Origin of the sequence: Nonomuraea jiangxiensis, from assembly GCF_900099965.1 — a bacterium.
Classification (GTDB): Bacteria; Actinomycetota; Actinomycetes; order Streptosporangiales; family Streptosporangiaceae; genus Nonomuraea; species Nonomuraea jiangxiensis.
In genome coordinates this window covers 288,194-313,680 of sequence record NZ_FNDJ01000008.1, presented here as the reverse complement: position 1 = coordinate 313,680, position 25,487 = coordinate 288,194, and the positions used below count along the sequence as shown (strand labels likewise).

At 72.5% G+C, this 25,487-nt stretch carries 22 protein-coding genes and 1 pseudogene; 15 read left to right on the top strand and 8 right to left on the bottom strand.

Annotated elements, in window-relative coordinates; translation table 11 throughout:
• Window position 1: 1 nt before the first annotated feature.
• The 5 genes from BLS95_RS19710 to BLS95_RS19690 all read left to right on the top strand — a co-directional run bounded on the left by BLS95_RS19710 (window position 2) and on the right by BLS95_RS19690 (window position 5,417).
• Window positions 2-1,069, top strand: coding sequence for an ABC transporter permease (locus tag BLS95_RS19710; protein ID WP_143043798.1), 1,068 nt, complete (start codon window positions 2-4; stop codon window positions 1,067-1,069).
• Window positions 1,066-2,568, top strand: a complete 1,503-nt coding sequence (gene xylB / locus BLS95_RS19705) for a xylulokinase (RefSeq protein ID WP_090933262.1) — start codon at window positions 1,066-1,068, stop codon at window positions 2,566-2,568. Before BLS95_RS19710 ends, xylB begins: the two co-directional genes overlap by 4 nt.
• Window positions 2,565-3,512, top strand: coding sequence for an NAD(P)-dependent oxidoreductase (locus BLS95_RS19700; RefSeq protein ID WP_090933260.1), 948 nt, complete (start codon window positions 2,565-2,567; stop codon window positions 3,510-3,512). The genes xylB and BLS95_RS19700 overlap by 4 nt, the downstream gene beginning before the upstream one ends.
• A gap of 70 nt (window positions 3,513-3,582) precedes the next feature.
• The gene (locus tag BLS95_RS19695; RefSeq protein WP_090933258.1) at window positions 3,583-4,503 is read left to right on the top strand and encodes a shikimate dehydrogenase family protein; all 921 of its coding nucleotides are present in this window, start codon (window positions 3,583-3,585) and stop codon (window positions 4,501-4,503) included.
• Window positions 4,500-5,417, top strand: coding sequence for a phosphotriesterase family protein (locus BLS95_RS19690; protein ID WP_090933256.1), 918 nt, complete (start codon window positions 4,500-4,502; stop codon window positions 5,415-5,417). The genes BLS95_RS19695 and BLS95_RS19690 overlap by 4 nt, the downstream gene beginning before the upstream one ends.
• Window positions 5,418-5,455: 38 nt before the next feature.
• On the opposite strand, the gene BLS95_RS19685 is transcribed toward BLS95_RS19690, so the two are convergent.
• The gene (locus BLS95_RS19685; protein ID WP_245765160.1) at window positions 5,456-6,058 is read right to left on the bottom strand and encodes a CGNR zinc finger domain-containing protein; all 603 of its coding nucleotides are present in this window, start codon (window positions 6,056-6,058) and stop codon (window positions 5,456-5,458) included.
• Between the two features lie 135 nt (window positions 6,059-6,193).
• On the opposite strand from BLS95_RS19685, the gene BLS95_RS19680 reads away from it, so the two are divergent.
• The 3 genes from BLS95_RS19680 to BLS95_RS19670 all read left to right on the top strand — a co-directional run bounded on the left by BLS95_RS19680 (window position 6,194) and on the right by BLS95_RS19670 (window position 7,874).
• Window positions 6,194-6,646, top strand: a complete 453-nt coding sequence (locus tag BLS95_RS19680) for a VOC family protein (protein ID WP_090933252.1) — start codon at window positions 6,194-6,196, stop codon at window positions 6,644-6,646.
• 64 nt (window positions 6,647-6,710) lie between these two features.
• Window positions 6,711-7,589, top strand: coding sequence for a pyridoxamine 5'-phosphate oxidase family protein (locus BLS95_RS19675; protein ID WP_090933250.1), 879 nt, complete (start codon window positions 6,711-6,713; stop codon window positions 7,587-7,589).
• A gap of 18 nt (window positions 7,590-7,607) precedes the next feature.
• A complete protein-coding gene (locus BLS95_RS19670) occupies window positions 7,608-7,874 on the top strand; it encodes a ferredoxin (protein WP_342742734.1) in 267 nt (88 codons plus the stop codon).
• On the opposite strand, the gene BLS95_RS19665 is transcribed toward BLS95_RS19670, so the two are convergent.
• On the bottom strand, window positions 7,820-8,035 hold the full coding sequence (locus BLS95_RS19665; protein ID WP_090933249.1) for a hypothetical protein: 216 nt from the start codon (window positions 8,033-8,035) through the stop codon (window positions 7,820-7,822). The genes BLS95_RS19670 and BLS95_RS19665 overlap by 55 nt on opposite strands.
• Before the next feature lie 144 nt (window positions 8,036-8,179).
• Here BLS95_RS19665 and BLS95_RS19660 point away from each other — a divergent pair, with 144 nt between their 5' ends.
• Window positions 8,180-10,750 carry a prolyl oligopeptidase family serine peptidase gene (locus BLS95_RS19660; protein ID WP_090933247.1) on the top strand — a complete coding sequence of 857 codons (2,571 nt, stop codon included), beginning with the start codon at window positions 8,180-8,182 and terminating at the stop codon, window positions 10,748-10,750.
• Between the two features lie 41 nt (window positions 10,751-10,791).
• On the opposite strand, the gene BLS95_RS19655 is transcribed toward BLS95_RS19660, so the two are convergent.
• Window positions 10,792-12,279, bottom strand: coding sequence for an MFS transporter (locus tag BLS95_RS19655; RefSeq protein ID WP_090933245.1), 1,488 nt, complete (start codon window positions 12,277-12,279; stop codon window positions 10,792-10,794).
• Window positions 12,276-13,052: an SDR family NAD(P)-dependent oxidoreductase gene (locus BLS95_RS19650; protein ID WP_090933244.1), complete on the bottom strand. Its 777-nt coding sequence runs from the start codon at window positions 13,050-13,052 to the stop codon at window positions 12,276-12,278. Before BLS95_RS19650 ends, BLS95_RS19655 begins: the two co-directional genes overlap by 4 nt.
• A 71-nt stretch (window positions 13,053-13,123) precedes the next feature.
• Between BLS95_RS19650 and BLS95_RS19645 the strand changes: the two genes are divergently transcribed.
• The 5 genes and pseudogenes from BLS95_RS19645 (at window position 13,124) to BLS95_RS19630 (ending at window position 17,494) form a co-directional block, all read left to right on the top strand.
• Window positions 13,124-14,065: a LysR substrate-binding domain-containing protein gene (locus tag BLS95_RS19645; RefSeq protein WP_090933242.1), complete on the top strand. Its 942-nt coding sequence runs from the start codon at window positions 13,124-13,126 to the stop codon at window positions 14,063-14,065.
• Window positions 14,066-14,295: 230 nt separating this feature from the next.
• Window positions 14,296-14,712: a hypothetical protein gene (locus BLS95_RS19640; protein ID WP_090933455.1), complete on the top strand. Its 417-nt coding sequence runs from the start codon at window positions 14,296-14,298 to the stop codon at window positions 14,710-14,712.
• A gap of 89 nt (window positions 14,713-14,801) precedes the next feature.
• A pseudogene (locus tag BLS95_RS59540) lies at window positions 14,802-15,890 on the top strand (sensor histidine kinase); the annotation flags it as partial.
• Window positions 15,891-15,944: 54 nt separating this feature from the next.
• Window positions 15,945-16,610: a response regulator gene (locus tag BLS95_RS57980; RefSeq protein ID WP_245765168.1), complete on the top strand. Its 666-nt coding sequence runs from the start codon at window positions 15,945-15,947 to the stop codon at window positions 16,608-16,610.
• Between the two features lie 311 nt (window positions 16,611-16,921).
• Entirely contained in the window at window positions 16,922-17,494 is a 573-nt protein-coding gene (locus BLS95_RS19630; RefSeq protein WP_090933238.1) for a dihydrofolate reductase family protein, read from the top strand.
• Between the two features lie 20 nt (window positions 17,495-17,514).
• On the opposite strand, the gene BLS95_RS19625 is transcribed toward BLS95_RS19630, so the two are convergent.
• A complete protein-coding gene (locus BLS95_RS19625) occupies window positions 17,515-20,247 on the bottom strand; it encodes an ATP-binding protein (protein ID WP_176993275.1) in 2,733 nt (910 codons plus the stop codon).
• Between the two features lie 161 nt (window positions 20,248-20,408).
• Window positions 20,409-20,777, bottom strand: coding sequence for a nuclear transport factor 2 family protein (locus BLS95_RS19620; protein ID WP_090933234.1), 369 nt, complete (start codon window positions 20,775-20,777; stop codon window positions 20,409-20,411).
• Between the two features lie 237 nt (window positions 20,778-21,014).
• On the opposite strand from BLS95_RS19620, the gene BLS95_RS19615 reads away from it, so the two are divergent.
• A complete protein-coding gene (locus tag BLS95_RS19615) occupies window positions 21,015-23,183 on the top strand; it encodes a polysaccharide lyase 8 family protein (RefSeq protein WP_090933232.1) in 2,169 nt (722 codons plus the stop codon).
• Between the two features lie 108 nt (window positions 23,184-23,291).
• Here the strand turns inward: BLS95_RS19615 and BLS95_RS19610 are convergent, their stop codons facing one another.
• Together BLS95_RS19610 and BLS95_RS19605 are read right to left on the bottom strand one after the other, a co-directional pair.
• A complete protein-coding gene (locus BLS95_RS19610) occupies window positions 23,292-24,260 on the bottom strand; it encodes a TolB-like translocation protein (RefSeq protein ID WP_090933230.1) in 969 nt (322 codons plus the stop codon).
• Entirely contained in the window at window positions 24,257-25,486 is a 1,230-nt protein-coding gene (locus BLS95_RS19605; protein WP_090933228.1) for an MFS transporter, read from the bottom strand. The genes BLS95_RS19610 and BLS95_RS19605 overlap by 4 nt, the downstream gene beginning before the upstream one ends.
• Window position 25,487: the final 1 nt, after the last annotated feature.

Sequence of the window (25,487 nt, the reverse complement as noted above, 5' to 3'; positions counted from 1 at the left end):
AATGGCCCGGGACGGCAAGGACAGGGGCAAGGCCGAGCCGCGGCCCGAAGAGATCCTCGGCGTGCGCGACGTGCTCGGCCGGGAGATGAACGGCGTTCCCGTGCTGCTGGTGATCGCGCTGGCGCTCAGCCTGTTCACGGACACGTTCCTGACCGGAACGAACATGGACAACCTGGGCCGCCAGGTCTCCATTTACGCGATCATCGCGATCGGCCAGCTGCTGGTGATCATCACGGGTGGCATCGACCTGTCCGTCGGGTCGGTGGTGGGACTGTCCGGGGTGATCGCCGCGCTGACCGTGTTCGAGACGGCCGGGGGCGGCTCGGTGGTGCTCGCCATCGTGCTCGCGCTGCTCACCGGTGCCGCGACGGGCGCGATCAGCGGCCTGCTCGTGGCCGTGGTCAAGATGCCTCCGTTCATCGTGACGCTCGGCTTCATGGGCATCGCGCGGGGCGTCACGCTGCTGCTCACCGGCGGCCGTACCGTGCAGCCGCTGCCCGGCGCGTTCGCCGAGATCGCCGGTGGTGAGACCCTGGGCATCGCCAACCTGATCTGGATCACGCTGCTGGTGACCGCGGTCGTCTGGTTCGCGCTGCGCCGTACCGTGTGGGGCCGCTACGTCTACGCGGTCGGCTCCAACAAGGAGTCGGCCAGGCTGGCGGGCGTGCCCGTACGGTCCGTGCAGGTCAGCGTCTACGCGCTGTCCGGCACGCTGGCCGCGCTCGGCGGCGTGCTGCTGGCCTCGCGGCTCAGCAACGGCGTGCCGACCGCGGGCACCGGCTACGAGCTGCAGGCGATCGCGGCCTGCGTGATCGGCGGGGCCAGCCTGTTCGGCGCGCGCGGCACCGCGCTCGGCACCCTGCTCGGCGCGCTCATCGTCGGCATGCTCAACAACGGCGGCACGCTGCTCGGCGTCGACCCGTTCTACCTGCAGATCGCGATCGGCGCGCTGATCCTCGCCGCGGTCGCCGTCGACCAGTTGCAGGCCCGCCGCACCCGGAGGGCGAGCGAGCCGGCACGGCCACCGGGTTCCGCGCGCGAGCTCACCGCGACGGGAGGATCCGCGTGATCATCGCGCACGATCTCGGCACGACCGGCGACAAGGCCTCCCTGCACGACGAGCGGGGACGCCTGGTCGCGGCCGTCACGGTGGCCTACGACACCCACTACGGCCCCGGCGGGGAGGCCGAGCAGGACCCGCACGACTGGTGGCGGGCGGCCGGCGAGGCCACGCGGCGCCTGCTCGCCGAGACCGGGACCGACCCCGCGGCCGTCCGGGTCGTCGGGATGTCCGGCCAGATGATGGGCGCGGTGCTGCTCGACGCGGCCTACGAGCCGGTGCGCCCGGCGCTGATCTGGGCCGACACTCGCAGCGGCGCGCAGTGTGAGCGGGTCGCGGCGGCGGTCGGGGACGACCGGGCGTACACGCTGACCGGGCACCGGCTCAACCCCACCTACAGCCTGCACAAGGTGGCGTGGGTGCGCGAGCACGAGCCCGAGGCGTTCGCCAGGACCGCGCACGTGTGCCTGGCCAAGGACTTCGTCGTGCACCGGCTGACGGGGCGGTTGGTCACCGACCCGTCCGACGCCTCGGGCACCAACGCCTACGACCAGGCCGCGGGCACGTGGTCCGGCGAACTCCTCGCGGCGGCCGGGCTCGATCCGGCGCTGCTGCCGGAGATCGTGCCGTCGACCTCGGTCGTGGGCACGGTCACCGCGGCGGCGGCCGAGGTCACCGGACTGCGGCCGGGGACCCCGGTGGTGGCGGGCGGTGGCGACGGGCCGATCGCGGCGGTCGGCGCGGGAGTGGTCGATCCGGCGGACGGCGCCTACGTCTATCTCGGGTCCTCGTCGTGGATCTCGCTGGCCTCCGAAACTCCGCTGCTCGATCCGGGCAAGCGCACGATGACCTTCGATCACGTGGTGCCCGGACGGTATGTGCCGACCGCGACCATGCAGGCCGGCGGCGGCTCGCTGGCGTGGATCAGCGAGGTGCTGCGGGCCGGCGCGGACGGCGAGCGGTTCCGCGCCCTGGTCGCGGACGCCGACACCGCCGAGGCCTCCGGCGAGGGGCTCTACTTCCTGCCGCACCTGCTCGGCGAGCGCTCCCCGTACTGGAACCCGGACGTGCGCGGCGCCTTCATCGGCATCTCCCGGCATCATGGGCCGGCGCACCTCACCCGCGCGGTGCTTGAGGGCGTCGCCTTCAACCTGTACACGTGCCTGCTCGCGTTCCGCGAGGCCGGCGCGTCGGTGGAGTCGGTCGACGCGATCGGCGGCGGGGCCGCCGGCGACGTGTGGCTGAGCATCCTGGCCGACGTGTGGGGCGTGCCGGTGCGGCGCCGTACCGTCGCCGAGGAGGCCAACAGCCTCGGCGCGGCGGTGACGGCCGGCGTGGGCGCGGGCGTGCTCGACTCGTTCGCGGTGGCGGGCACGCTGTCGCAGGTCACCGCCGAGTTCCAGCCCGACCCGGGGCGCCACGAGGTCTACGTACGGCGCCACGCCGTCTTCCGCGACGGTTACGACCGCCTGGAGACCTGGCACCGAGGCGCGAAGGCGGCCAGATGAGCGGGGCGATGCGGGTGGTGGTGACGTCGCGGTCGTTCGGGTCCGGGACACGGAAGGTGGCCGATGAGCTGGCCGCGGCCGGGACGGAGGTCGTACGCGGCCCCGCCACGCACGACCTCGCCGAGCTCGGACCGCTGCTCGCCGAGGCCGACGGGTGGATCGCGGGCACCGGGCCGATCACCGCGGCCCACCTGAACGCCGCGCCGAGGCTGCGGGTGATCGCCCGGTACGGGGTCGGCGTGGACGCCGTCGACCTGGCCGCCGCCGCGCGGCACGGCGTGACGGTCACGAACACCCCGGGCGCCAACACCGAGGCGGTCGCCGACCTGGCGCTGGTGCTGCTGCTCAGCGCGGTGCGCGGCGTCACCGAGGGCGACCGGCGCGTCCGGGCCGGCCGCTGGACTCCCGTGCGCGGCCGGGAGATCGCCTCGTTACGCATCGGCATCGCCGGGCTCGGCCAGATCGGGCGTGCGTTCGCCCGCCGGGCCGCCGCGCTCGGCTGCGAGGTCGTGGGGCACGACCCGTACGCGCCGCCCGGCGACATTCCGCGGGCGCCGCTCGCGGAACTGGCCGCCTGCGACGCCGTCTCCCTGCACGCCTCCGGCGGGGCCACGCTGATCGACGAACGCTGGCTCGCCGCCGTGCGCCCGGGACTCGTCCTGGTCAACACCGCCCGCGCCGGACTCGTCGACGAGGCCGCCGTCGCCGCGGCCCTGCGCGACGGGCGGCTCGGCGCGTACGCGGCCGACACCCTCGCCACCGAATCCGGCGGCACGTCGCCGCTGCTCGACCCGGAGCTGGCCGGCCGGGTCACCCTGACCCCGCACATCGGGGCGCAGACGGTGCAGGCCATCGACCGGATGGGGGCCGCGGCGGCGGCCGACGTCCTCGCCGTGCTCTCCGGCAGGCCCCCGCTCAACCCCGTCCCCACGGAGGGAAAGTGAACCTCGTCAGCCCTGCCCGCCCGGCCGCCCCCGATCCCGGGGCGGGCGCGTTCGCGAAGAAGGGCGTGGCGTGAGCGCGCTCGGGTTCGTCGGCGTCGACACGGGCGGGTCGTCCATCCAGCGGATCTTCCCGCGCTGGGCGCGCGCCCTGGGGCTGCCCGAGGACCGGCTGGTCGGCTACGACATCCCGCTCGGCGCGCCCGACGAGGAGTACGTACGGGTCGTGGAGCGCATCCGGGACGACGACGGCATCGCGGGCGCGCTGGTCACCACGCACAAGATCCGCATCCTTGAGGCGGCCGGGCACCTGTTCGATTCCCTCGACGTGTTCGCCCGGGAGGGCGGTGAGATCTCCTCGATCGCCAAACGCGACGGCAGGCTCGTCGGGCATGCGCTCGACCCGCTGACGGCGCGGTTGTCGCTGGAGGAGTTCGTCCCCGAGGGACATTTCGCCCGGACCGGTGCGCAGGTCGTGTGCCTCGGCGCGGGCGGCGCCGGCACGGCGATCACCTGGTACCTGGCGGGCCGGGACGACCGCCCTGCGCGGATCACGATCACCGACACCGACCCGCGCCGGCTGCGCCACGTACGCGAGGTGCACGAGCGTGCTGGGCTGCCCGCGCAGGTGTTCTCCTACGTACCGGCCGACGGACCCGCCGACGAACTGGTGGCCGCCGCACCGCCGGGAAGCCTGATCGTGAACGCGACCGGCATGGGCAAGGACCGGCCGGGCTCCCCGCTCGGCCCGTCGGCGCGGCTGCCGGAGCACGGCCTGATCTGGGAGCTCAACTACCGCGGGACACTGGAGTTCCTGATCACCGCGCGCGAGCAGGAGGAGCGCCTCGGGCTGACCGTGGTCGACGGCTGGCGCTACTTCATCCACGGCTGGACCCAGGTCATCGCCGAGGTCTTCGACCTGCGGATGGACTCCGACCTTGTCGAGCGCCTCGCCCGGCTCGTCACTCCCCCCGCCGCCGGGAACAGCGCGTGAGGGGCGCGGTCCGAACGGTGCTCGGGGACGTGCCGCCGGAAGAGCTGGGCGCCACCGACTGTCACGAGCACCTGTTCCAGGTCAGCCCGCTCCTGCCGGGGGACGAACTGGACGACGAGGAACGCAGCGGGCAGGAGGCGGCTCTGCTGCGTGCCGCCGGCATCACCGCCATGATCGACGCGACGCCGATCGGGCTCGGCCGCGACCCGGCCGCGCTGGCGCGCATCTCCGCGCGTACGGGGCTCGCCGTGGTCGCCTCGACCGGCGTGCACCGCGAGGCCCACTATCCCGAGGGGCACGGGCTGCGTCAGCTGCCGGTGGAGGAGCTCGCGCGGTGGTTCGTCCGCGAGCTCACCTCGGGGATGACCGCCGGCGCCGGCAGCGTTCCGGTGCGCGCCGGGCAGATCAAGGCCGGCATCGGATACTGGTCGATCTCCCCGTTCGAACGCCGGACGCTGGAGGCGGCGGCGCTCGCGCACGGAGAGACGGGCGCGCCCATCATGGTGCACCTTGAGCACGGCAGCGCCGGGTTCGAGGTGCTCGGCGTGCTGGGCGCGGCAGGCGTGCCGGCCTCGCGCGTGACGCTCGCGCACATCGACCGCAACCCCGACGCCGGGCTGCACGCCGAGCTCGCCGCGGCGGGCGCGTACCTGGAGTACGACGGCATGGCCCGGCATCGCGAGTGGCCGGACTCGATGATCATCGACTGTCTCCTCGACGCGGCCGAGCGGGGCGCGGCACACCGCCTGCTCCTCGGCGGCGACGTTGCCCGCCGCACCCGCTACGTCGCCTACGGCGGCCTGCCCGGCCTCGCCTACCTGCCCGAACGTTTCGTTCCGCGCCTTGAGGCGGCGGCCCCCGAGCTCACACGGCGGATCCTGGTGGACAACCCCGCCCGCTATCTCGCCTGGTAGCCGGACCGGGGGCGCACACACCGCCGGCCGAAGGCGCCTCAGTCCCGGGTCGAGTGGCGCACCTTGGCGTAGTGGCGGGCGGCTCGCGCCCGGTTGCCGCAGCCGGGTGAGCACCACTCGCGCCGCGGGCTGTCGCGAACGAAGTACAGCACGCAACCGGGACCGTGACAGGCGCGCAACTCCTGGCGCAGCGGGCCGGCGAACAGCTCGACGGCTTCCTCGGCCAGCGCGGCGAGTGCGGCCTCGACCGGCCGGCCCGTGGCGCACACGGTGGTGTGCGGCTCAGGCGTGGTACGCAACTCGCGCCAGCGCGGGCTCCGGCTCGCGTGCCGGTTGAGCGTAGCGACGGCATCCGGATCAGGGTCACAGCCCTGCGTGCTCGCGTCGGCGAGGGCCCGGATGGTGTCCCGGAGCTCTCTGGCGTGACGCAGATCGTTCTCGGTGATGCCCCGGAGGTCGTCGTCGGTGAGCGTGACCTCCAGGCGTGGGCGCAGGTCGCGCAGCCAGGCCGCCAGGTGCTCGACGCTCCGCAGGCCGTCCTTGGCGCGGCCCCGTACCGCGTAGGTGGCGTTGCCGAGCTCGATCGGCGGCGGTTCGCCGAGGAGCGGGGCGCCGCCGTCCGCCAGGTGTGCCACATCCACCTTTCTAATGGTACCTCCCGGTTGACACCGCAAGAAATTACCTACATTCTAACGGTAGATAAGGTGTTTATCTGTTAGAAATACGGGCGCGGAGCTCCCTCCGCCTGCCACCCATCCACCGCACCGGAGGTTCGGATGAGTACATCGGCCCTGAAAACAGGCCATGTCGGCCTGAACGTGACCGACTTGGCACGCTCCACCGACTTCTACCGCCGGGTCTTCGACGTCGAGATCCTCGGTGAGCAGACCGAAGGCGACCGCAGGTTCGCCTTCCTCGGCCGCGACGGCGCTCTGCTGCTCACGCTGTGGCAGCAGAGCGGCGGCGCCTTCGCCACCGACCGGCCGGGGCTGCACCACCTTTCCTTCCAGGTGCCCGACGTCGAGGCGGTCCGCCGGGCCGAGGCCACCCTGCGCGAGCTGGGCGTACGGCTCGTCTACGACGGGATCGTCCCGCACGGCGAAGGCGCGTCCTCCGGCGGTGTCTTCTTCACCGACCCGGACGGCATCCGCCTGGAGATCTATGCGCCGGCCGGCGCCGACACCGCCGCGGCGCCCACCCAGGGCGCACCCACGTGCGGCTTCTTCTGACGAACCCACCCGAGTCCGGGCCGCCTGCCGCGCGGCCCGGACCGGCCACGGAAAGGAATCGCACATGCTGCACCAAGGCGAACGGGCGATACGGCGCCGCGCCGGTCTCACCATCGATGGCGGGCCCGGGGTGGGCGCGACCATCCCCCCGGTGGCGGCGGAGTTCCTCGGCCGGCAACGGCTGGTGGTGATCGCGGCCGCTGACGAAAACGGCGCCGCCTGGGCCGGCGTGCTCACCGGCCCACCCGGGTTCACCACCGCACCCGACGACCGCACCGTCGTCATCGACCGGTTGCCCGAGGCCGGCGATCCGCTCGCCGGCCGGTTCGACACCGAGCAGGACATCGGCATGCTCATGATCGAGCCGGCCGGCCGGAAACGCATGCGGGTCAACGGCCGAGCCCGCAGCCGCGGGAACCGGCTCGTCGTGCACACCGAACAGGTGTACTCCAACTGCCCGAAGTACATTCAGACCCGTGCCCACGCCGCGGACCTTCCCTCGACGCGCAGGTCCGCGGTCGTCACCGGCGACCTGACCACCGGACAGCAGCGGTGGATCGCCGCCGCCGACACCTTCTTCATCGGTACGTACGCGGCGGGACATGGCGCCGACGCCTCGCACCGCGGCGGCAACCCCGGCTTCGTCACCGTCACCGGTCCCCGCCGGCTGACCTGGCCCGACTATGCCGGCAACGCGATGTACATGACGCTGGGCAACCTGCAGCTCCAACCCCGGTGCGGCCTGCTGTTCCTCGACTGGGAGCACGGCCACACCCTGCACGTGACCGGCCGCGCCCGCATCGACTGGGACCCGGGGCGAGCCGGCGCGGTGCCCGGCGCGCAGCGGCTGATCGACTTCGACGTCGAGCAGGTCGTCCAGATCGCCGGCGGCATCCCGCAGCGCTGGTCGTTCGGCCAGTACTCCCGGTTCAACCCCGCCTGACAAGAACGGAGCCCCGCCTTGCGTGTCAGCGTCGACCTGAGCCTGTGCCAGACCCACGCCCAGTGCGTGTTCGCCGCCCCGGAGGTCTTCGCCCTCGACGAGGATGACGAGCTGGTGTACGACGCCACGCCCGCGGACCGTCGTGGCCCGCCGTCGAGCAGGCCGCTCGGGCCTGCCCCGTACAGGCGATCTCCCTGGAGGAGGGCTGAGCGCCTCCGCCGTCGCCCGGGTCACGTCTCGCGGGCGGTGCGCCGCTTGGCGGCGTACGGCAGCACGAAGAGGTAGAGGCCGGTGAACAGTTGCAGGATGAGCGGGGGCAGCGGCAGGTAGAACACCCAGGCGGCAGGTTCCTCCTGCAGCACCGCGACGACACTGACGACGACGGTCACCGTGAAGACAATGGACAGCCAGCGGTGGATCTGCCGAATCCAGGTGTTGCCGTTCAATGAGACCTCCTCGGAAGGCGAGCGGCCCCAGGCCGGCGGCTTGCCGGGTGGGGGGCAGGGGTAACGCTAGGTGCGGCCGGTGAGCCGGCGCTTCTCGATTCCTGATCGGTTGGCCACCTGGTCGTCCGTGCCTATGATCCGCAAATGCCCCCTTTCACGCTTCCCCGCCAGCAGGCTCGCACGGCCCACTTCAAGCTCGGCATCCCCAGGGACTTCACCATCTCCCCGGATGGCGCCCGGGTGGTCTTTCTGCGGTCCTCGGCCGGTGACGACCCGGTGAACCGGCTCTGGACGCTGACGGTGGCCACGGGGGAGGAGCGGCTGCTCGTGGACCCCGGCACCCCGACCGGCGCGGACCTGCCGGAGGCTGAACGCACCCGCAGGGAACGCACCCGCGAACGCGCGAGCGGCATCGTCACCTACGCCACCGACGCCGCCGTCACCAAGGCCGTCTACGCGGTGGACGGCACGCTGCACACCGTCGACCTGCTGACCGGCACGATCACCTCACTGGATGCGACCGGCTCCGACCCGCGCCTGGACCCGTCGGGGAGCCACGTCGCCCATCTGTCCGACGGCGCGCTGCACATCGACGGCAGGCCGGTGCTGACACCCGACGGCCCCGACGTGACCTGGGGACTGCCGGAGCATGTGGCGGCCGAGTCGATGGCCAGGCACAGGGGCTACTGGTGGGCGCCCGACGGCACCCGCCTGCTGGTGGCCCGCGTGGACAACGCCGGAGTGGACAAGTGGTATCTGTCCGAACCCGCCGATCCGGGTCGACCGCCCAGGACCATGCCCTACCCGGCCGCCGGCACCGACAACGCCGACGTGACGCTCTGGCTGACCACGCCGGACGGGGAACGTACCGAAGTGAGGTGGGACAGGACGGCGTTCGAGTACGTCGCGGCGGTCTCGTGGACCACGCGGGGCCTGCTGGTGCTGGTGCAGAGCCGCGACCAGCGCACCACCCGCGTGCTGGAGGCCGACCCCGACACGGGCGCCACCACGCTCCTGCGCGAGGACACCGACGACGCCTGGCTGGAGCTCGTACCCGGCACACCCGCCCGAACAGCCGGCGGAGAGCTGGTCTGGACGGTGGACCGCGACGACACCCGCCGTCTCATGGTGGGAGACGACCTGGTCACCCCTCCAGGTTTGCAGGTGCTGCGGGTCCTGGCGGTGGACGGCGACACCGTGCTCGTGCAGTGCTGCGAAGAGCCGACCGAACGCCACCTGTACAGCTACTCCAGGACCGAAGGGCTGGTCAGAGTCACCTCGGAGCCGGGGGTGCACACCGGGACACGCGGCGGCGGCGTGACCCTGGTGGTCAGCCGCACGCTGGAGGAGCACGGGGTCCGGGTCACGGTGACCGACGGGTGGGCGACCACGCCGATCACCTCGAACAGTGCTATCCCGGTCCTGCGCCCGAAGGTGGAGCTGGTCTCGCTGGGCAAGCGGGAGTTGCGCGCGGCGATCATGTTCCCGGCCGGGCACGTGCCGGGCTCGCGGCGGCTGCCGGTGCTGCTCGACCCCTATGCCGGGCCGAAGGTCGCCCGGGTCCTGCGCGGCTTGGACGACTACACGGTCTCGCAGTGGTTCGCCGACGAGGGCTTCGCCGTACTGGTCGTGGACGGGCGCGGCACGCCGGGCCGGGGACCGGCCTGGGAGCGGGCCATCCACCTCGACAAGCTGAGCGCGGCGCTGGAGGACCAGGCCGACGCGCTGCGCGCGGCCGCCGCCTGCTTTCCCGACCTGGACCTGGGCCGGGTGGCGATCCGTGGCTGGTCATACGGTGGCTATCTGGTGGCCGCGGCCGTGCTGCGCCACCCCGACGTCTTCCACGCCGCCGTCGCGGGCGCACCGGTCACCGACCCTCGCCTGTACGACACCCACTGGCTCGAACGCTACCTCGGCCACCCCGACCAGCACCCCGAAGCCTATGACCGCAGCTCGATCATCCCGGACGCCCCGAATTTGCGCCGTCCGCTCATGCTCCTGCACGGGCTGGCCGACGACAACGTCTTCGCCGCCCACACCCTGAGACTGTCCGCCGCGCTGCTGGCCGCAGGCCGCCCGCACACCGTCCTGCCGCTGTCCGGCGTCTCGCACATGACCGCCCAGGAGGACGTCGCCGAGAACCTGCTCCTCCTGGAACTGGACTTCCTGCGCCGCTCCCTTCCCCAGCGACTTCCATGGGGCCAGTTTCATGAGGCTATGCCGATCGCCGAGGCCGGACGTACAGTCCAGAGCATGGACATCGAGGCTTACTGGTCCACTACCTCCATGTACATGGGGGCCATGGAGGCCCAATGGCTGGACATTCGGGATGATGGGGCCGGATGGTGGGTGTGGAAGAACGTGTACGACTTCTCTTCATACCGGTTCTTCTGGCGCGTACCTCGGCCCGGTGTGCTGGAGCTGGACATCACCGACAGCCGCACGGGTACCCTCGACCGCCGCGGCTACCTGGTGTCGAGGCAGACCCGCGAGCCCCGCCGCGTGCGGGTGAACTACACCGTCACCATGGACTACGACGTCATACAGCGCCGTACCAAGGTGCTCAAGCTGGAGGAGCGTAGGGTGTTCGACGGTCTCCTCGCCTCCGACCGATACTCGGTGCTGGGCCGCAGGGCACCCCGGCCCGCCAACCCCTGGGCCTACGAACCCGGTTCCAGAGTCCGGCATCGACGCCGGAGACGCCCTGCCCGTTGACCTCGGCGTGCGAAGCGGCAAGGGCTGCTGTGCGGATGGCGTTACGTGGGCGTGCGGGCGGCTGCCGAGGTGCGGGGCCTGCCGAGGGTGAGGACCGCGAGGGCGCCGGCGGCTGCGAGGCCCGCGCCGGCGAGCAGGCTCAGGCGATAGCCCGACACGAGGGCCGCCGTCGAGCCCGGGGCCGGCAGGCTCCCCGTATGGGCGGTTGCGAGCGCCACCAGGGCAGCCACGCCTATGGCGATGCCGACCTGCTGCGCCGTGTTCAGCAGCCCGGACACCGCCCCTTGGTCCTCGGCCGCGGTGCCGGTGGTGGCCACGATGCCGGCGCCGACGAACGCGGACCCGAGACCGAGACCGAAGATGAGATACCCGGGCAGGATGTCCATCGCGTACGAGCTGGTGGTGGCGATCCTGGCCAGCAGGGCCTCCGCGATGCCGACCAGGACCAGGCCGGCCGCCGCGATGACCTGTGGACGGAACCGCGCGGCCAGCCTGGTCGCCAGGTTGCTTCCGGCCAGCGCCATGAGGGTCGACGGGAACACGGCCAGGCCGGTCTCGATCGGTGAGTAACGCAGGACTCCCTGCATGAACAGCATCATGAAGAAGCCCTGGCTGCCGACCACGGCCATGAGAGCGAGGAAGGCCAGGTTCGCGCCTGTCACCGTACCGTGCGCCAGGATCCGCAGCGGGATGAGCGGCCTCGCCGAGCGCCGTTGGATCAGGACGAACGCGACCAGGAGCGCCGTGGCGACGGCCAGCAGGCTCAGGGCGGCGGGTGCCGTGAAGCCGTCCTGCTGCCCCCGGGAGAGCCCGTAGATCAGCAGGCCGATTCCGGTGGTGGCGGTCACGGCGCCGGGGAGGTCGAGCGCAGCCGGGCCACGGGCCGGCGCCCCTGTGGCCGGCCCATGGCCCGGAGTTCGACCCGCCGGCTCGCGGTCGAGGGCTTGGTCCGCGGGCAGGATCCCGATCCTGGTCAGGGCGGCCAGGCCGATGGGAACGTTGATCAGGAAGACCCACTGCCAGCCCAGCGTGTCCGTGAGCACGCCGCCGAGGATGAGGCCCGCCCCGGCACCGGTGGCGCCCAGAGCACTCCAGACGCCCAGCGCCCGGTTGCGGCCGGCCCCTTCCGCGTGGATCGCGAGGAGCAGGCCGAGCGCGGTGGCCGAGATGACGGCGGCGCCCAGACCCTGCAGCGCCCGTGCCGTCAGGAGGAGGGCGGGCGTCGCCGACAGGCCGCAGGCGGTGGACGCGGCCACGAACAACGCCGTCCCCCCGGTGAACAGGCGGCGCCGCCCCAGGAGATCGCCGGCACGACCGGCGAGGATGAGGCAGCCGCCGAACGTCACCGAATACAGCGTGACCACATACTGGAGGGTCGTGTCCGGGAGGTCGAGGTCTCGGCCGATGCCGGGCAGGGCGACGTTGGCGATCGTGGTGTCGAGGATGACCATGAACTGCACGGCGCACAGCAGGGCGAGCACGCCGCCCGGCGAGGTCCGTGCCGTCATGCGGGAGGTCTTGGCCGTCATGCGGTCAGGCCGCCGTCGAGCAGGATCCGGGTCCCGTGCAGGTAGTCCGAGCCCGGTCCGGCCAGGAAGATCGCCGCGGCGACCACGTCCTGGACGGTGCAGAGGCGGCGAGCCGGGATGGTGGGGATGAGGTAGGTCTCGACGTCCACCTGAGCGAGTGTGGTGGCCGCCATCGGGGCGTCCGCGACGAGGCCGGGGCTGATCGCGTTCACGTTGACGCCCTGGGGGCCGTATTCGTGGGCCCAGGTACGGGTGAGGTTCTCCAGGGCGGCTTTGGAGGAGTTGTAGACCGAGGCGCCGGGCCAGCTTTTGACCGCCCCCATGGTGCCGACATTGACGATCTTGCTTGTCCGGTTCGCCAAGAGGTGCGACAGTGCCGCCTTTGTCAGGAAATACGGGACTCGGTAGTTCAGGACGGTGATGCGGTCGAAGTCGGCCTCCGTGACCTCGTGCGTGAGCGCCGAGCCGAAGGCCGCGGCGTTGTTGACCAGCACGTCGAGGCCGCCGAACGCGCCGGCCGCCGCCTCCACCACCGCCTCCGGCGCACCCGGTGCGGTGAGGTCTGCGGCCAGGAACGCGGCCTTTCCGCCGTTCGCCCTGATCTCGTCGGCCACGCTCTCACCGAGCTCGGCCCGGCGTCCGGTGAGGACCACCGAGGCGCCCTCGCGTGCGTAAGCCCGGGCGATGGCCTCGCCGATTCCCGAGGTGGCGCCGGTGACCAGCGCGACCTTTCCGGCGAGCTGGGCCGGGGCTGCTGTCGCTTCGTCGTTCATGAGGGTGACGGTAGGAACAAGGGGTTCATCGCGTCAAAGACTGAATCTTGATCGGTTGATAAGCTGCATGCATGAGCTTTGATCTGCGGCATCTCGAAGGGTTCGTGGCCGTCGCCGAGGAGCTGCACTTCGGCCGAGCCGCCGAGCGGCTGCATCTGGCCCAGCCCGCTCTCTCCCAGCAGATCCTGCGCCTGGAGGCCTCGCTCGGGGTCGATCTGCTCATCCGCGAACGCCGTCGCACCAGGCTCAGCGACGCGGGCAAGGCGTTCCTGGTCGAGGCCAGGCGCACGCTGGCGCATGCCGCGCAGGCACGTGCGGTTGCGGTGCGCGCCGGGCGAGGCGAGCTCGGCAGTCTGCGGGTCGGATACGTGTCCACCACGTCCTCCGCGCCGTTCCTGGCCGCGCTGGCGGCGTTCCAGCGCACCCACCCGGACGTCCAGGTGGAGCTGCGGGAGCTGCCGCTCGGGTCCCTGGCCGGGCCGCTACGCGACGACGTGGTGGACGTGGCGTTCATCGCCAGGCTGGGTCCGCTCGACGTGTGCCTTGATGAGGGCGCCGTGCTGTGCGAGCTGTCGGCCGAGCGCTTCGTGGCCGCCGTCTCAGCCGATCACCCGCTGGCCGCCCGTCCAGCCGTCGAGGTGGGCGAGCTGGCAGAGGAGGCCTTCGTGCTGCTCGCCCCGGACATCTGCCAGGAGTGGGACGACGCGGTGCACGGCATCTGCGCGACGGGCGGGTTCACACCACGCGTGAGCCACTACGTACGCGAGCTGTCCACGCAGCTCATCATCGTCGCCGCCGGATTGGCGGTGGCGCTGGTGCCGGCCTCGGCTCGCGCGATGCGCGCGGACGGCGTGGCCTTCGTGCCGCTGGAAGGAGCCGGCCCCTCGATCACGTCTGCGGTGCTGTGGCGTGCCGGCAACGAATCGCCGGTGCTGCGGGAGTTCGTCGAGGGGCTGGGCGTGGGATCAGCCGCAGCTCACGCGTCCACAGCCGGGCAGGACAGCAGGGGTTGACCCTCGGCTGGAACACAGCGGACCGAGTGCCCTGCGGTCGCCGGAGACTTCGGCACCGTGCCGCGTACTCCTTTCGGTGTAGGGCGTAGCTCGTCCGGTGCAGGCGCAAGTGACGAACCGCGGACGACGCGGACTCGACGGGGCCCGCCCTAACGTCGGATCCGACCCGAACGCGACCCCCTGGTGGCCCCGCCTGCCCTGGCGGCGACGGCCGCTTGAAAGGAATGCACATGACCAAGAGGATGCTCACCGTCATCGCCGCCGTCGCCCTGGCCGTCGGCACACTCGGGTCAGGAGGCATCGGCGCGTCCGCCGCCACCCAGGCCGGGCAGGCAGAGGCCGGCACCGCCGCGCCGAAGCCACCGAAGGGGGCCAGGGCGGTGGTCCGGATCAGCCCGAACCCCACCACCAGGCGGGGCCAGGAGGTCACGATCACCGGGAACTGCGGCGGAGGCAGGAAACTCACGGCCGTGATCGCCCAGATCGGCCCCAGATCCGTGTTGCGGAACATCCGCATCCTCAAGGACGACCCTCGGGGATTCGTGGCGAAGGCGAACCTCGACTCCAAGATCGGCAACGGCGTCGGCCCCATCATGGTGGACTGCGGCGGCGAGGCGGGTGTGACCCTCCTGGTCACCCACGTCTGACCGAGGCCCGGCCGCCTGGCCCACGCCGCGGCGGCCGTCCCACCGTCGTGCCATCCCTCCGCCACCCATCTCATCCCGCAGGGAGAGCAATGACCTCCGTGACCTCGCCGATCCCGCAGGGCGCGCCCGCGCGGGTACGTCACTCCGACAGGCTGTTCGATCTGGTGCTCGCCGTCATCACCGTCGTCGGCGTGTCCCTCGGGGGCCTGGCGGCCCAGACGTACGAGTCCCCCTGGAGAGCCCTCTTCCCCCTGGCGTTGTTCCTCGGCGCGCTGCTGCTCTTCAGGCGGGACCGGCCGATGACCGTGCTGCTTCTGTCCATCGGTGCGATCTTCGTCTACCACTGGGTGAGCAATTTCGAGGGCGGCTACGTCTGGCCGGCGTCGGCGGCGTACTTCACCGCCGCCTGCACGCCGCGCGTACGGTGGGTGGCGGCCATCGGCGCAGGTCAGCTCGTCTACTCCACCCTCGATCACTGGTGGATGCTCCAGCACGGCACCGGCCGTTTCGTCAGCCACATCGCCGGCGAGGGGTTGCTGCTGCTGGTCCTCATCGGCGCGGGCCTGACCCATGCCTCCGTCATGCGCTGGCGGGCGCGACTGCGCGAGGCCGACGACCGGGCCCGCGCCGCCGAGGAACGGCTGCGCGCCTCCCGCGAGGTGCACGACATCGTCGCCCACACCCTGGCGGTGGTGGGCGTCCACCTCAACCTCGCCGCCGACACCCTGCGGGAGGCCCCGGAGGAGGCCGCGGCCGCGCTCGGGGTGGCCATGGAGGTCAGGAACCGCGCGATGGCCGAGCTCAACTCCCTCATCGGACTCCTGCGGGACGGTCTCGGCAGCACCACTCCCCAGCCCGATCTCGCCTCCCTCGGCACGCTCATCGCGGACGCCCGCGCCGCCGGCCTCCGGGTGACCCTCGACGAGCGCGGCGATCCCGCCGCCGTTCCCGGCGCACCGGCGGTGGCCGTCTACCGCGTCGTCCAGGAGGCTCTCACCAACACCCTGAAGCACTCCGGAGCCGCCGAGGCCGAAGTGACGATCGAGCGGGACCCGTACTCGATCATCGTCGAGGTCAGGGACGACGGCCGGGGTTGTGCGGAGGTCAGGGAGAGGCATGGCCTGACCGGCATGCGGGAACGGGTGAGCGCGCTCGGGGGCACGCTCACCGTGGGCTCGGTGCCCGGGGGGCTTCTCGGTACGGGCGGAGATCCCTGTGGCAGGCTCACCCGCATGACGTGCAAGGTGCTCCTCGCCGACGACCAGGCTCTGGTACGGGCCGGCTTCCGCGGCCTGCTGTCCCGCGCCAGGGACCTCGTCGTCGTCGGCGAGGCCGCCACCGGTGACGAGGCCGTACGGCTGGCCGCGCGCACCCTTCCCGACGTGATCCTCATGGACATCCGGATGCCGGGCATGGACGGCATCACCGCCACCCGCCGTATCGTCTCGGACCCCTCCATCCCCGGCTGCCGTGTGATCATCCTGACCACGTTCGACACCGACGAGCACCTCTTCGACGCGCTGAGCGTTGGAGCCAGCGGCTTCCTCACCAAGGAGATCGAGCCGAGCGAGCTGCGCCGCGCGGTCGCCGCCGTCGCGGCGGGCGACGCGCTGCTGTCTCCCGGGATCACCCGCCGGGTGCTGGAACGGTTCGCCGGACCGCGCGGACCTGCCCCCGTGGCCCGGCAGCGGATGGACGTCCTGACCACCAGGGAGCGGGAGGTGGTCCGCCTGGTGGCGCTCGGCCTGTCCAACGACGAGATCGCCGAACGCCTCACGATCAGCCCGTTCACCGCCAAGACGCACGTCACCAGAGCCATCGCCAAACTGTCGGTACGCGACCGCGTCCAGCTGGTCATCCTGGCCTACGAGAGCGGCCTGGTCCGGCCCGGCGGCTAGGCGGGGCCTTCATCGAGGCCGGCGCCGGTCTTTCTGCGTGGCCGCCATGGGCGCGCCGCGCATCTGCCTTGGGTGAGCGTACAGACCCTCTGGTCCTGCTCGGCGACAGGGCTCTGTGGGCTTTCCGTGGCGAATCCGTGCCGCCTCCGTGGCGGTCAGGGGGGCCGCACGGATGCCCCAGCCTGTCGCGGCAGGCCAGAGTCGCAGGCAGCGACAACGACGCAGAAGAATCTGTCTGTTCGCCGCCGCGTGTCGATGAACAGCGGTCGGCTCCGACCCACCTATGACGGCACGGACAAGAGAGGTACCTCATGAGCAAGATCATCTACTGGGTGCACACATCGGCGGACGGGTTCATCGACGGACCCAACGGGGAGTTCGACTGGCCGATGATGGGCCCGGAGCTGTCGGCGTACTCGGAGAGTCTGGACAAGAGGGTCGGCACTCTGCTGTTCGGGCGTCCGGTGTGGCAGATGATGGTGGGATTCTGGCCGAACGCCGAGTCGATCTCGGACTCCCCGCACGTGGCCGCCTTCGCGCCGTTCTGGCGCGCCACGCCGAAGATCGTGTTCTCCCGCACCTACCCGGGCGACGAATGGACCAGCCGCGTCATCACCGGCAACCTGGCCGACGAGGTCACCGCCCTCAAGGCGCGGCCGGAGGGCGGGGACATGCTCCTCACCGGAGGCGCCGCGCTGGCGGGAGCGCTGACCGAGCTGGGACTCATCGACGAATACCACATCGCCGTACACCCGGTGGTGCTCGGCGGTGGCAGGCGGTTGTTCGCCGCACCGGAGCAGCGCCACGAGCTGCGGCTCGTCGACTCACACGTACTCGACGGCCAGGTCGTGGTGTCGCACTACCAGCTCGCCGCGGATAGGTGAACACCAGCACTCAACGACGCTCACGCGACGGGGGAGTCGGCCCGCTTTCGGTCGGCCAGCAGGCGTAGTGTGCAGGCGCGCTCGAACCGGGCGTCGATCGACGTCCACAGCTCGACCGCCTCCGCCAGCGCGTCAGGGTCGTCGTACAGGATGCCGCGGGCACGGGCCAGGCCGGCGGCGGCCCACGTGCTCTCCTCCGCGTACGGCATGGCGGCGGCGACCCGTTCGGCGGCCCCGGGCAGGCCCGCGACGACGGCCAGCTCGGCGCCGGCGGCGCGGGCGTAGGACTCGTACCAGCGTATGGAGAAGGGGGCGAAGGCGCGGTCGACGAGTGCGGCGGCCTGGTCGTAGGCGCGGGTGTGCACGGCGACCCGGGCCTCGACGAACACGGCGAACGCCGCGAGGACCGGTGAGGCGGCCGCGTCTGCGATGCCGGCCATCTCCAGGGCGCGCGAGCGCCACAGATCGAACTCGCCGCCGCCCGCCAGCCCGTGGGCCAGCGCCACGGCGTACACGCCGGTCGACAGCCAGGTGCTGCGCGGGCGGCCTGCCTGGTGCCAGGCCTGCCACATGGACTGCGCCTGTTCGAAGACCTCCGGGAACCGTCCACTCAGCACGAGCGGTCTGATGAGCTTGGGGATGGAGAGGTACGGGTGTTCGCCGATGGGGTCCTCGCGCTCAGCCCGGCCCGCCAGGGCGATCGCCTCGGGCAGGTCCCCGACGCACAACGCGGCGCGGGCTGCGGAGTGGAAGGTGTCGACGATCTCGGCTGCGGCGGCCGGCTCGTGCGCCGGCAGGTCCTTGATGAGGGTGAGCCGCTCCTGGCTGATCCGCTGAACGGTACGCATGCGGCCGACCCGCGCGTTCGCACGGGTGAGCACGTCCAGCGCGCTCAACAGGACGAGAGTGTCGCCGCACTCCCGGGCGCTGTCGGCGGCGGAACGGGCGAGCTCCAGGCCACCCCGATGCCAGGCCCACGCCGTCGCGACCAGCGCCGCGGTACGCGCAGCCGCTGATGCCGGGCCCGCCGTGACATCCGGGCCCGCGCCCACAGCGGCACCCGTCTCCGCGGTCGGATCACCACTCGCCGCTTGGAGCAGCCGCGCGACGTGTTCGCGCACGGAAGCGTGACCGTCTCCGCCCAGGTAGCGGTAGGAGACCGCGAGGGCCGAGGCGAGCGTGGCCGTACGCGGGCCTGCATCGCCCGCCTGTTCGGCGGCCCGTAGCAACAGGCTCAGGGCCAGCCGCCCGTCGGCGATCGCGGCTGCCGTGTCGGCCGCGTTCATGAGATCCTGGTGGCGGTCCGCAGCGGCGCAGGCGCGCTCGGCAGCGGCCAGGTAGTGGTCGATCGCCTCCCGGTGGAAACGCCGCGCGAACGCCAGGTGCGCCAGCGATCGGGCCAGGCGGTGCGCGTCGCGGTCCGGTACGGCCGGGGTGTCCGCGAGCGTGGCCCGCAGGTCGTCGGCCACCAGGTCGAACTGCGGCTGCCAGCCGCCGCCGAGCCGTGCTTCCAGCGTCACCGCGGCCTGGGCGGCCCAGCGCAGCCGTGACCGGAGTGCCGCCCCGGCCTCGCCGTCGTCGGCGAGCCGGTCGGCGGCGAAGGCCCTGATGGTCTCGAGCAGCCGCCACCTGCTCCTGCCCACGACCCCGGCCAGGCTCTTGTCGACCAGCCGTCCGATGATGTCGGCCACTGCGCTCGGCGTCATGTCAGGCATGACAGCCGTGGCCGCCGCCAGGTCGAACCCGCCGGCGAACACCGACAGGCGGCGCAGCAGCCCACGTTCCTCGTCGTCCAGCAGGTCGTAGCTCCAGCCGATCACGGCGCGCAGCGAGCGGTGCCGTTGCGGCCTGCCGCGCGCCCCCGACAGCAGCCGCAGCCGATCCTGCAGGCCGACCAGCAGGGCGTCCATCCCGAGCGCGGCCACGCGCGAGGCGGCCAGCTCGATCGCCAGCGGGAGCCCGTCGAGCCGGGCGCACACCTCGGCGATCAAGGCGGGCTCGGCGGTGAACGCGGGATCGACCGCACGCGCCCGCTCCAGGAACAGCGTTTCCGCCTCGCCCGCCAGCGGCGGCACCGTGATGACCCGCTCCCCGGCTAGACCGGGCCGCTCCCTGCTGGCGATCAGGATGCCCGCCCGCGGGCAGGTGGCGCGCAGGCCCTCGACCAGGTCGCCGACCTCCTCCAGCAGGTGCTCGCAGTTGTCGAGGACCAGCAGCGACCGTCCCAGCGCCAGGCGGTCCGCGACCACCTGCGTCAGCGGCAGGGGAGGTCGTTCCGCCACGCCCAGCGCGTCGGCCACGGCCCGCAGGACGAACCCCTCGCCCACCGGAGCGAGATCGACGAACGCCCCGCCGGAGGGGAACGACGCCGCGGCCGCCTGTGCCACGATCGCTCCCAGCCGGGTCTTGCCGACGCCGCCGGGCCCCACCAGGCAGACCGGCGCGGCGTGTTCGAGCGCCGCCAGCGTTTCCTGTCGTTCCTGGCGGCGTCCGACGAAGGAGGTATGGCTGACCGGGATCTGCGCGATGTGCCCCGGCTTGACCGAAGGCGACGACCGGTGCCGGTTCATGGCCGCCAGGGCTGTTCTGTTGACCACGCCGTGCTTGCGCAGCAGCGAGGAGACGTGACTTTCCACGGTACGGACCGAGACCTGCAGCCGGCGGGCGATCTGCGCGTTGGTCAGCTGCTCGGCCACCCCGGCCAGCACCTCGACTTCGCGAGGCGAGAGCTCGTGGGGGTCGCTGGAGAGCATGCGCCTCATTGTGGCTCGGTGGTCCCTCCGTGGCGAATCAGCGCCCCTCTGTGGTGATCAGGGGGCCGCACGGCCGGGGCTGGGCGGAGTCAGGTCGTGCCGAGCCGTTCGTGCCACCTGGGTGGTCGCGATCAGCCCGGCACGTCACCGAGATTCCGCGGTCAGCGGTAGTCGTTCTCCTTCAGCTCGATGACCCAGGCGCGACGCTCGGCGATCTTGCCGTCGCGCATGACGAACACCTCCGCCATGGACATGCGCATCTCGCCGCCCGCGACCCGCCTCACCGTCCCGGTGAGCTCGGCCATGACGACATCGCCCTGCTCGACCATGCGTACGACCTCCAGGTGAGGAGGGTCGATGAGTCCGGGCGGGCCGTCGATGGCCTTGTCGTAGGCGTCCTTGCCGGTCAGGTGGAAGGCGCCGAAGACCGTCCACTCGATGTCGTCGGTCAGGCAGGACAGGATCTGCTCATGATCGTTCTTGCGGAAACCGTCCAGGTAGGTGTTGACGGTCTCGATATTCCGTGACAAGTCTGCTCCTTCAGGTCGGGCTGCCGTTCAGGGGAGTGCCGCCGTGCGTACCGGCGGTTCCCTCGCAGGTAGGTCGGAGCGGTCAGGGCGTTCTCGACATCACTCCGGCAACCGACCTTGAGGAAGGGTGCTCTCGATCCGAGAAGTGATGGTCCTTGGCCGGCACCGCGCGGGGCCGGGCGAGCGACAGGGCCACCACGGGGCCGTGTCAGTTGTGGGTCCTGTGATAATCGGGGCGTGCACCGGCCGTCCAGGAGACTGATCCTCCAGCTCGGTGGCGTGACCGCGGCCGGGGTGCTGGGGGCGTTGGCCCCGGCGGAGGCGGCGCTGACGCCCGACGACTCGTTCACCCGCCTCCGCAGACGGTGGCGCGAGGTGACCGCGGGGTCGGGGTACGATCCGGCGGCGGAGCCGTACCGGAGCCGGCTGGCGCGGCTGGGGCGGACGGCCGCCCGTTACCGGGACACCATGGCCCCCGCCCGTGCCTCGCTCTGGCCCGACGAGCCGTTCCCCTCGTTCATGGCCACGCCCCGTCGGTTGCGGACCATGGCGCACGCCTTCGTGCTGGACGGTACGGGCCTGACCGGCGACGCTGGCCTGGCGGCGGCCGTCGCGGCGGGTGTGGACCACTACCGGCGGCACGTGTACGCGGCCGGCGCCGACCCCGCGGGCAACTGGTGGCACTGGGAGATCGGCGTGCCCAAGGCGCTGCTCGACACGGCCCTACTGGTCGGCCTGGACGAGCGGGAGAGCGTCGCCCTACGGGACGCGGTGGACCATTTCGTGCCGGAGAGCCGCCTCGCCGGCTACAGCGGCACCAGCACCGGGGCCAACCGCGTGGACCTGTGCATGGTGCTGCTGCTGAGGGCCATGCTCAGGGACGACCACGGCCGGGCCGCACGCGCGGTCGCGGCCCTGTCCCCGGTGTTCCCGCTGGTCTCCGCGGGCGACGGGTTCTACCGGGACGGGTCGTTCATCCAGCACACGTACGTGCCCTACCAGGGGGCCTACGGGGTGACGCTGCTGTCGGGGCTGGCGACGTTGTTCGCGGTGCTGCGCGGCTCTCCGTGGGAGGTCACCGACCGGAACGTGTTCGACGCGGTCGAGAGGTCGTTCGCCCCCTTCGTCCGCGACGGCGCCTGCATGGACCTGGTGCGCGGGAGAGGAGTGGGGCGGCGGGCGTTCGGGGACCACGAGCGGGGGCGGGAGATCGCCGAGGCCGTCCTGCTGCTGGGAGACAGCGCCCCGGCCGCCCAGCGGGAACGCTGGCACGCCATGGTCAAGGGGTGGGCGGTGCGGAACACGTACCGGCCAATGCTGGCGGACGCCGAACCGGCCTTCCACGCCCGGCTGGCCGCGATCATCGACGACCCGGCCGTGGTCGCCGCCCCGGAGCCCGTCGGGCACCGGCTGCTGCCGATGAGCGCCCGTGCCGTGCACCGCAGGCCCGGCTGGTGCGCCGCGCTCAGCATGGCCTCGTACCGGATCGGCCACTACGAGCACGGCAACGGCGAGAACCTGCGCGGCTGGCACACCGGCTCCGGGATGCTCTACTGGTGGGCCGAGGGCCACGGCGACCAGTATTCGGACGACTTCTGGCCCACCGTGGACCCCTACCGGCTGCCCGGCACGACCGTCTCCACGCTGCGGCTGCCCGACGGCGCGGGGCGAGCGTGGGGTGACACGTGTACGCCCTGGCGCTGGGTGGGCGGGGCCACGGACGGCACGTACGCGACCGTCGGCCAGCATCTGAGCGGCCTGGAGAGCACGATGGAGGCGTTCAAGTCGTGGATCTTCCTCGATGACGTGGTCGTGTGCCTGGGCGCGGGCATCACCGCCGCGGACGGCACCTCCGTCGAGACCATCGTGGACAACCGCAGGACCGCCACGACCCTCAGCACCGGGCCTGGCTGGGCGCACCTCGACGGCCACGGCGGCTACGTCGTGCCGGGCGGCCAGGACCTGCGCACGTCGCGCGAAAGCCGTACGGGCGGCGGCGCGACCCGCGACTACACGGCCCTCTGGCTCGACCACGGCGTCGATCCCCGCGCGGCCGGCTACGTCTACCTGCTGCTCCCCGGCGCGACCCGGGCGGCGACCCGCGCCAGGGCGGCCGAGCCCGGAGTGCGCGTGCTGGCCAACACCGCCCGGCTACAGGCCGTGCACGTGCCCGCGCTGGGCCTCACGGCGGCCAATTTCTGGAACGCGGGCACGACCGGCGCCCTGACCGCCTCCGCCCCGTGCGCGGTGCTGGTCCGCGAGCACCCCGGCGCCCCGGCCACCATCACCGTGTCGGACCCGCGCCGCGCCCTGGCCGAGCTGACCGTGGCCTGGCGCGGCCGGACGGTGTCCTTCGGCCGGCTCGCCGACGCCGAGGGAGCCTCCCGGACGGTCGTCCTCCGCTGAACGGCGCGCACTGACGGTCGGGGCGGCTGTGCCGCCGTCGCGGCGGATCGCGCCGACCACGGGCACGCCCGCCGCCGGCGCCGGGGTGGGCGATCGCGAGCCCGCCGATCAGTGCCGCGGCGGCGAGGGGGAGTTGGCGCCCGGCACCAGCAGGTGTGGCGCGCCGGTGCCGTCGGCGGGCACGGACCAGGTGTCGTTGGTGCCGTCACTGCTCTGCAGGGCGTAGGCCACGGTACGCCCGTCGAGCCAGGCGGGCTGGTCGTCGACGCTGCGGGTCTCGGCCGTGGGAGTGGATCTTCCCGAGGCCAGGTCCAGCACCGACAGCCGCCAGCCCTTGGCCGGATCGCCGTCCACGGCGGACTTGTAGGCGATCCTGGTGCCGTCGGGGGACAGGGAGGGGCATTCGACGTTGTCGCGCAACGTCCGTACGGTCCGCGCGGCGAGGTCGCCCTCCACCAGGTAGCGGTGGCCGCCGGTGGAGAGCGTCGCGTAGAAGCGGTTGTCGTCCGAGGTGAAGGTGACGCCCCAGTAGTTGACGTCCACGTTCCGGTACGGCAGCCCGTCCCGCGTGATCGCGAAGTCCTCCAGCGAGTTCACCAGCCTGCCGCTCCGGAGGTCGAGTACGCCGCTCCGCGTGGCGAACCCGGTCGTGGCATAGGAGTGGCCGTCGAGGAACAGCGTCCAGGACACCATCCTCCCGCTGGCCGACACGCGCAGCCGGTTCGGGAAGCCGGTGAGCGGCACAGTCTTGCGCTCGCGCAGCCGTTCGTCCATGACGACCAGGCGGGTGGCGCTGAGCGCGCCGACGGGTTCGAGGCAGGCCACGGTCGCGGCGGCGGCGTAGACGCGGTCGCACGCCACCTCCGTCACCTCCCGGGGTCCGCCGGGGTCGGTCGCGGCGACCGTGGACAGGCGGCCGTTCGTCAGCACCATGAGCGCCGGGCCCGACACCTGCGCCGAAGCGGCCGGGGCAGGGCGTTCGCGGCCGAGCAGCGCGTACCCGGTGGCGAACCCGGCGAGCAGGATCGCCGCCAGGACGGTGACGAGCAGTCTGGCCCGCCGGCTGAGAGAGCTCACACACGCCTCCGCAGAAGTACGGCCATCAGGGGAAGGGCGAGCACGGCCGCCGCCGCTGCCGCCAGGCACGCCGCGCCGGTGCCCCACGACTGCCAGGCCAGGCCGAACAGCAGCGACGAGACCACGTACGCCGCCGCCTGCCCGCTCTGGACCAGCGCCATGCCGGTGGTCCGCAACTCGGCCGGGAAGACGGTGCCGGCCACGGCCATGAGGACGCCGTCCGTGGCCGCGTAGAAGGCCCCGTGCAGGGCCAGTACGAGCAGCACGAGCGGCGGCCCGCCGAGCGGGCTCCCGAGCAGCAGGTAGACGCCGGCCAGCGCGGCCAGCCCGCCGAGCACGACGGTGGGCCGGCCGATCCGGTCGGCGAGCCTGCCCAGCGGCACGGACAACGTCAGGTAGGCCAGGCTCGTCCCGACCGCCAGCAGCGGGAACCAGCCGATGCTCAGCTCGACCCGCCGCTGCAGCACGAGATAGACGAACCCGTCGCCGATGGTGACCAGCCCCAGCAGGCAGGCGGCGGGCAACAACCGCCCGCGCGCCAGCCGCCCGGCCGCGCGCAACGACACCCGCCCGCCCGGCGGCCCACCGCCGGCAGGTACGGGGAGGGCGCGGGCGGCTCGGTCGCCCGGCACGAACAGCACCAGGACCAGCACGCCCAGCAGCGCGACGCAGAAGCTCGCCACGAACACCGGCTCGTACGTCTGTCCGGACAACGCCAGCACGCCCAGCGCCACCAGCGGGCCGAGGAAGGCCCCGGCCGCGTCCATGGTCCTGTGCACCCCGAACGCGCGGCCGAGGTGCTCGGGCGGCGTCGCCATGGTGATCAGCGCGTCGCGTGGCGCGGTGCGCAGGCCCTTGCCGGCCCGGTCGACGGTGAGCGTCAGCCCGATGAGCGGCCCGGACGCCCCGGCCGCCAGCAGCCCCAGCTTGGCCAGCGCGGAGATCGCGTACCCGGCCGCCGCCACGGCCTTGAGCCGGGCGATCCGGTCGGCGATGTACCCGCCGGCCAGCCGCAGCAGCACGGTCGCGCCGGTGTAGACGCCGTCGATCACCCCGTACGCCGCCGGGCTGAACTGCAGCCCGGCGACGAGGTACAGGGGCAGGATCGCGGTCACCATCTCGGCCGAGACGTCGGTGATGAGACTGACCGTCCCGAGGGCCAGGACGGTGCCGCTGACCCGGCCCACGGTACGCCCGGGGCCACGGTCGAGTGTGGCCAGATACATG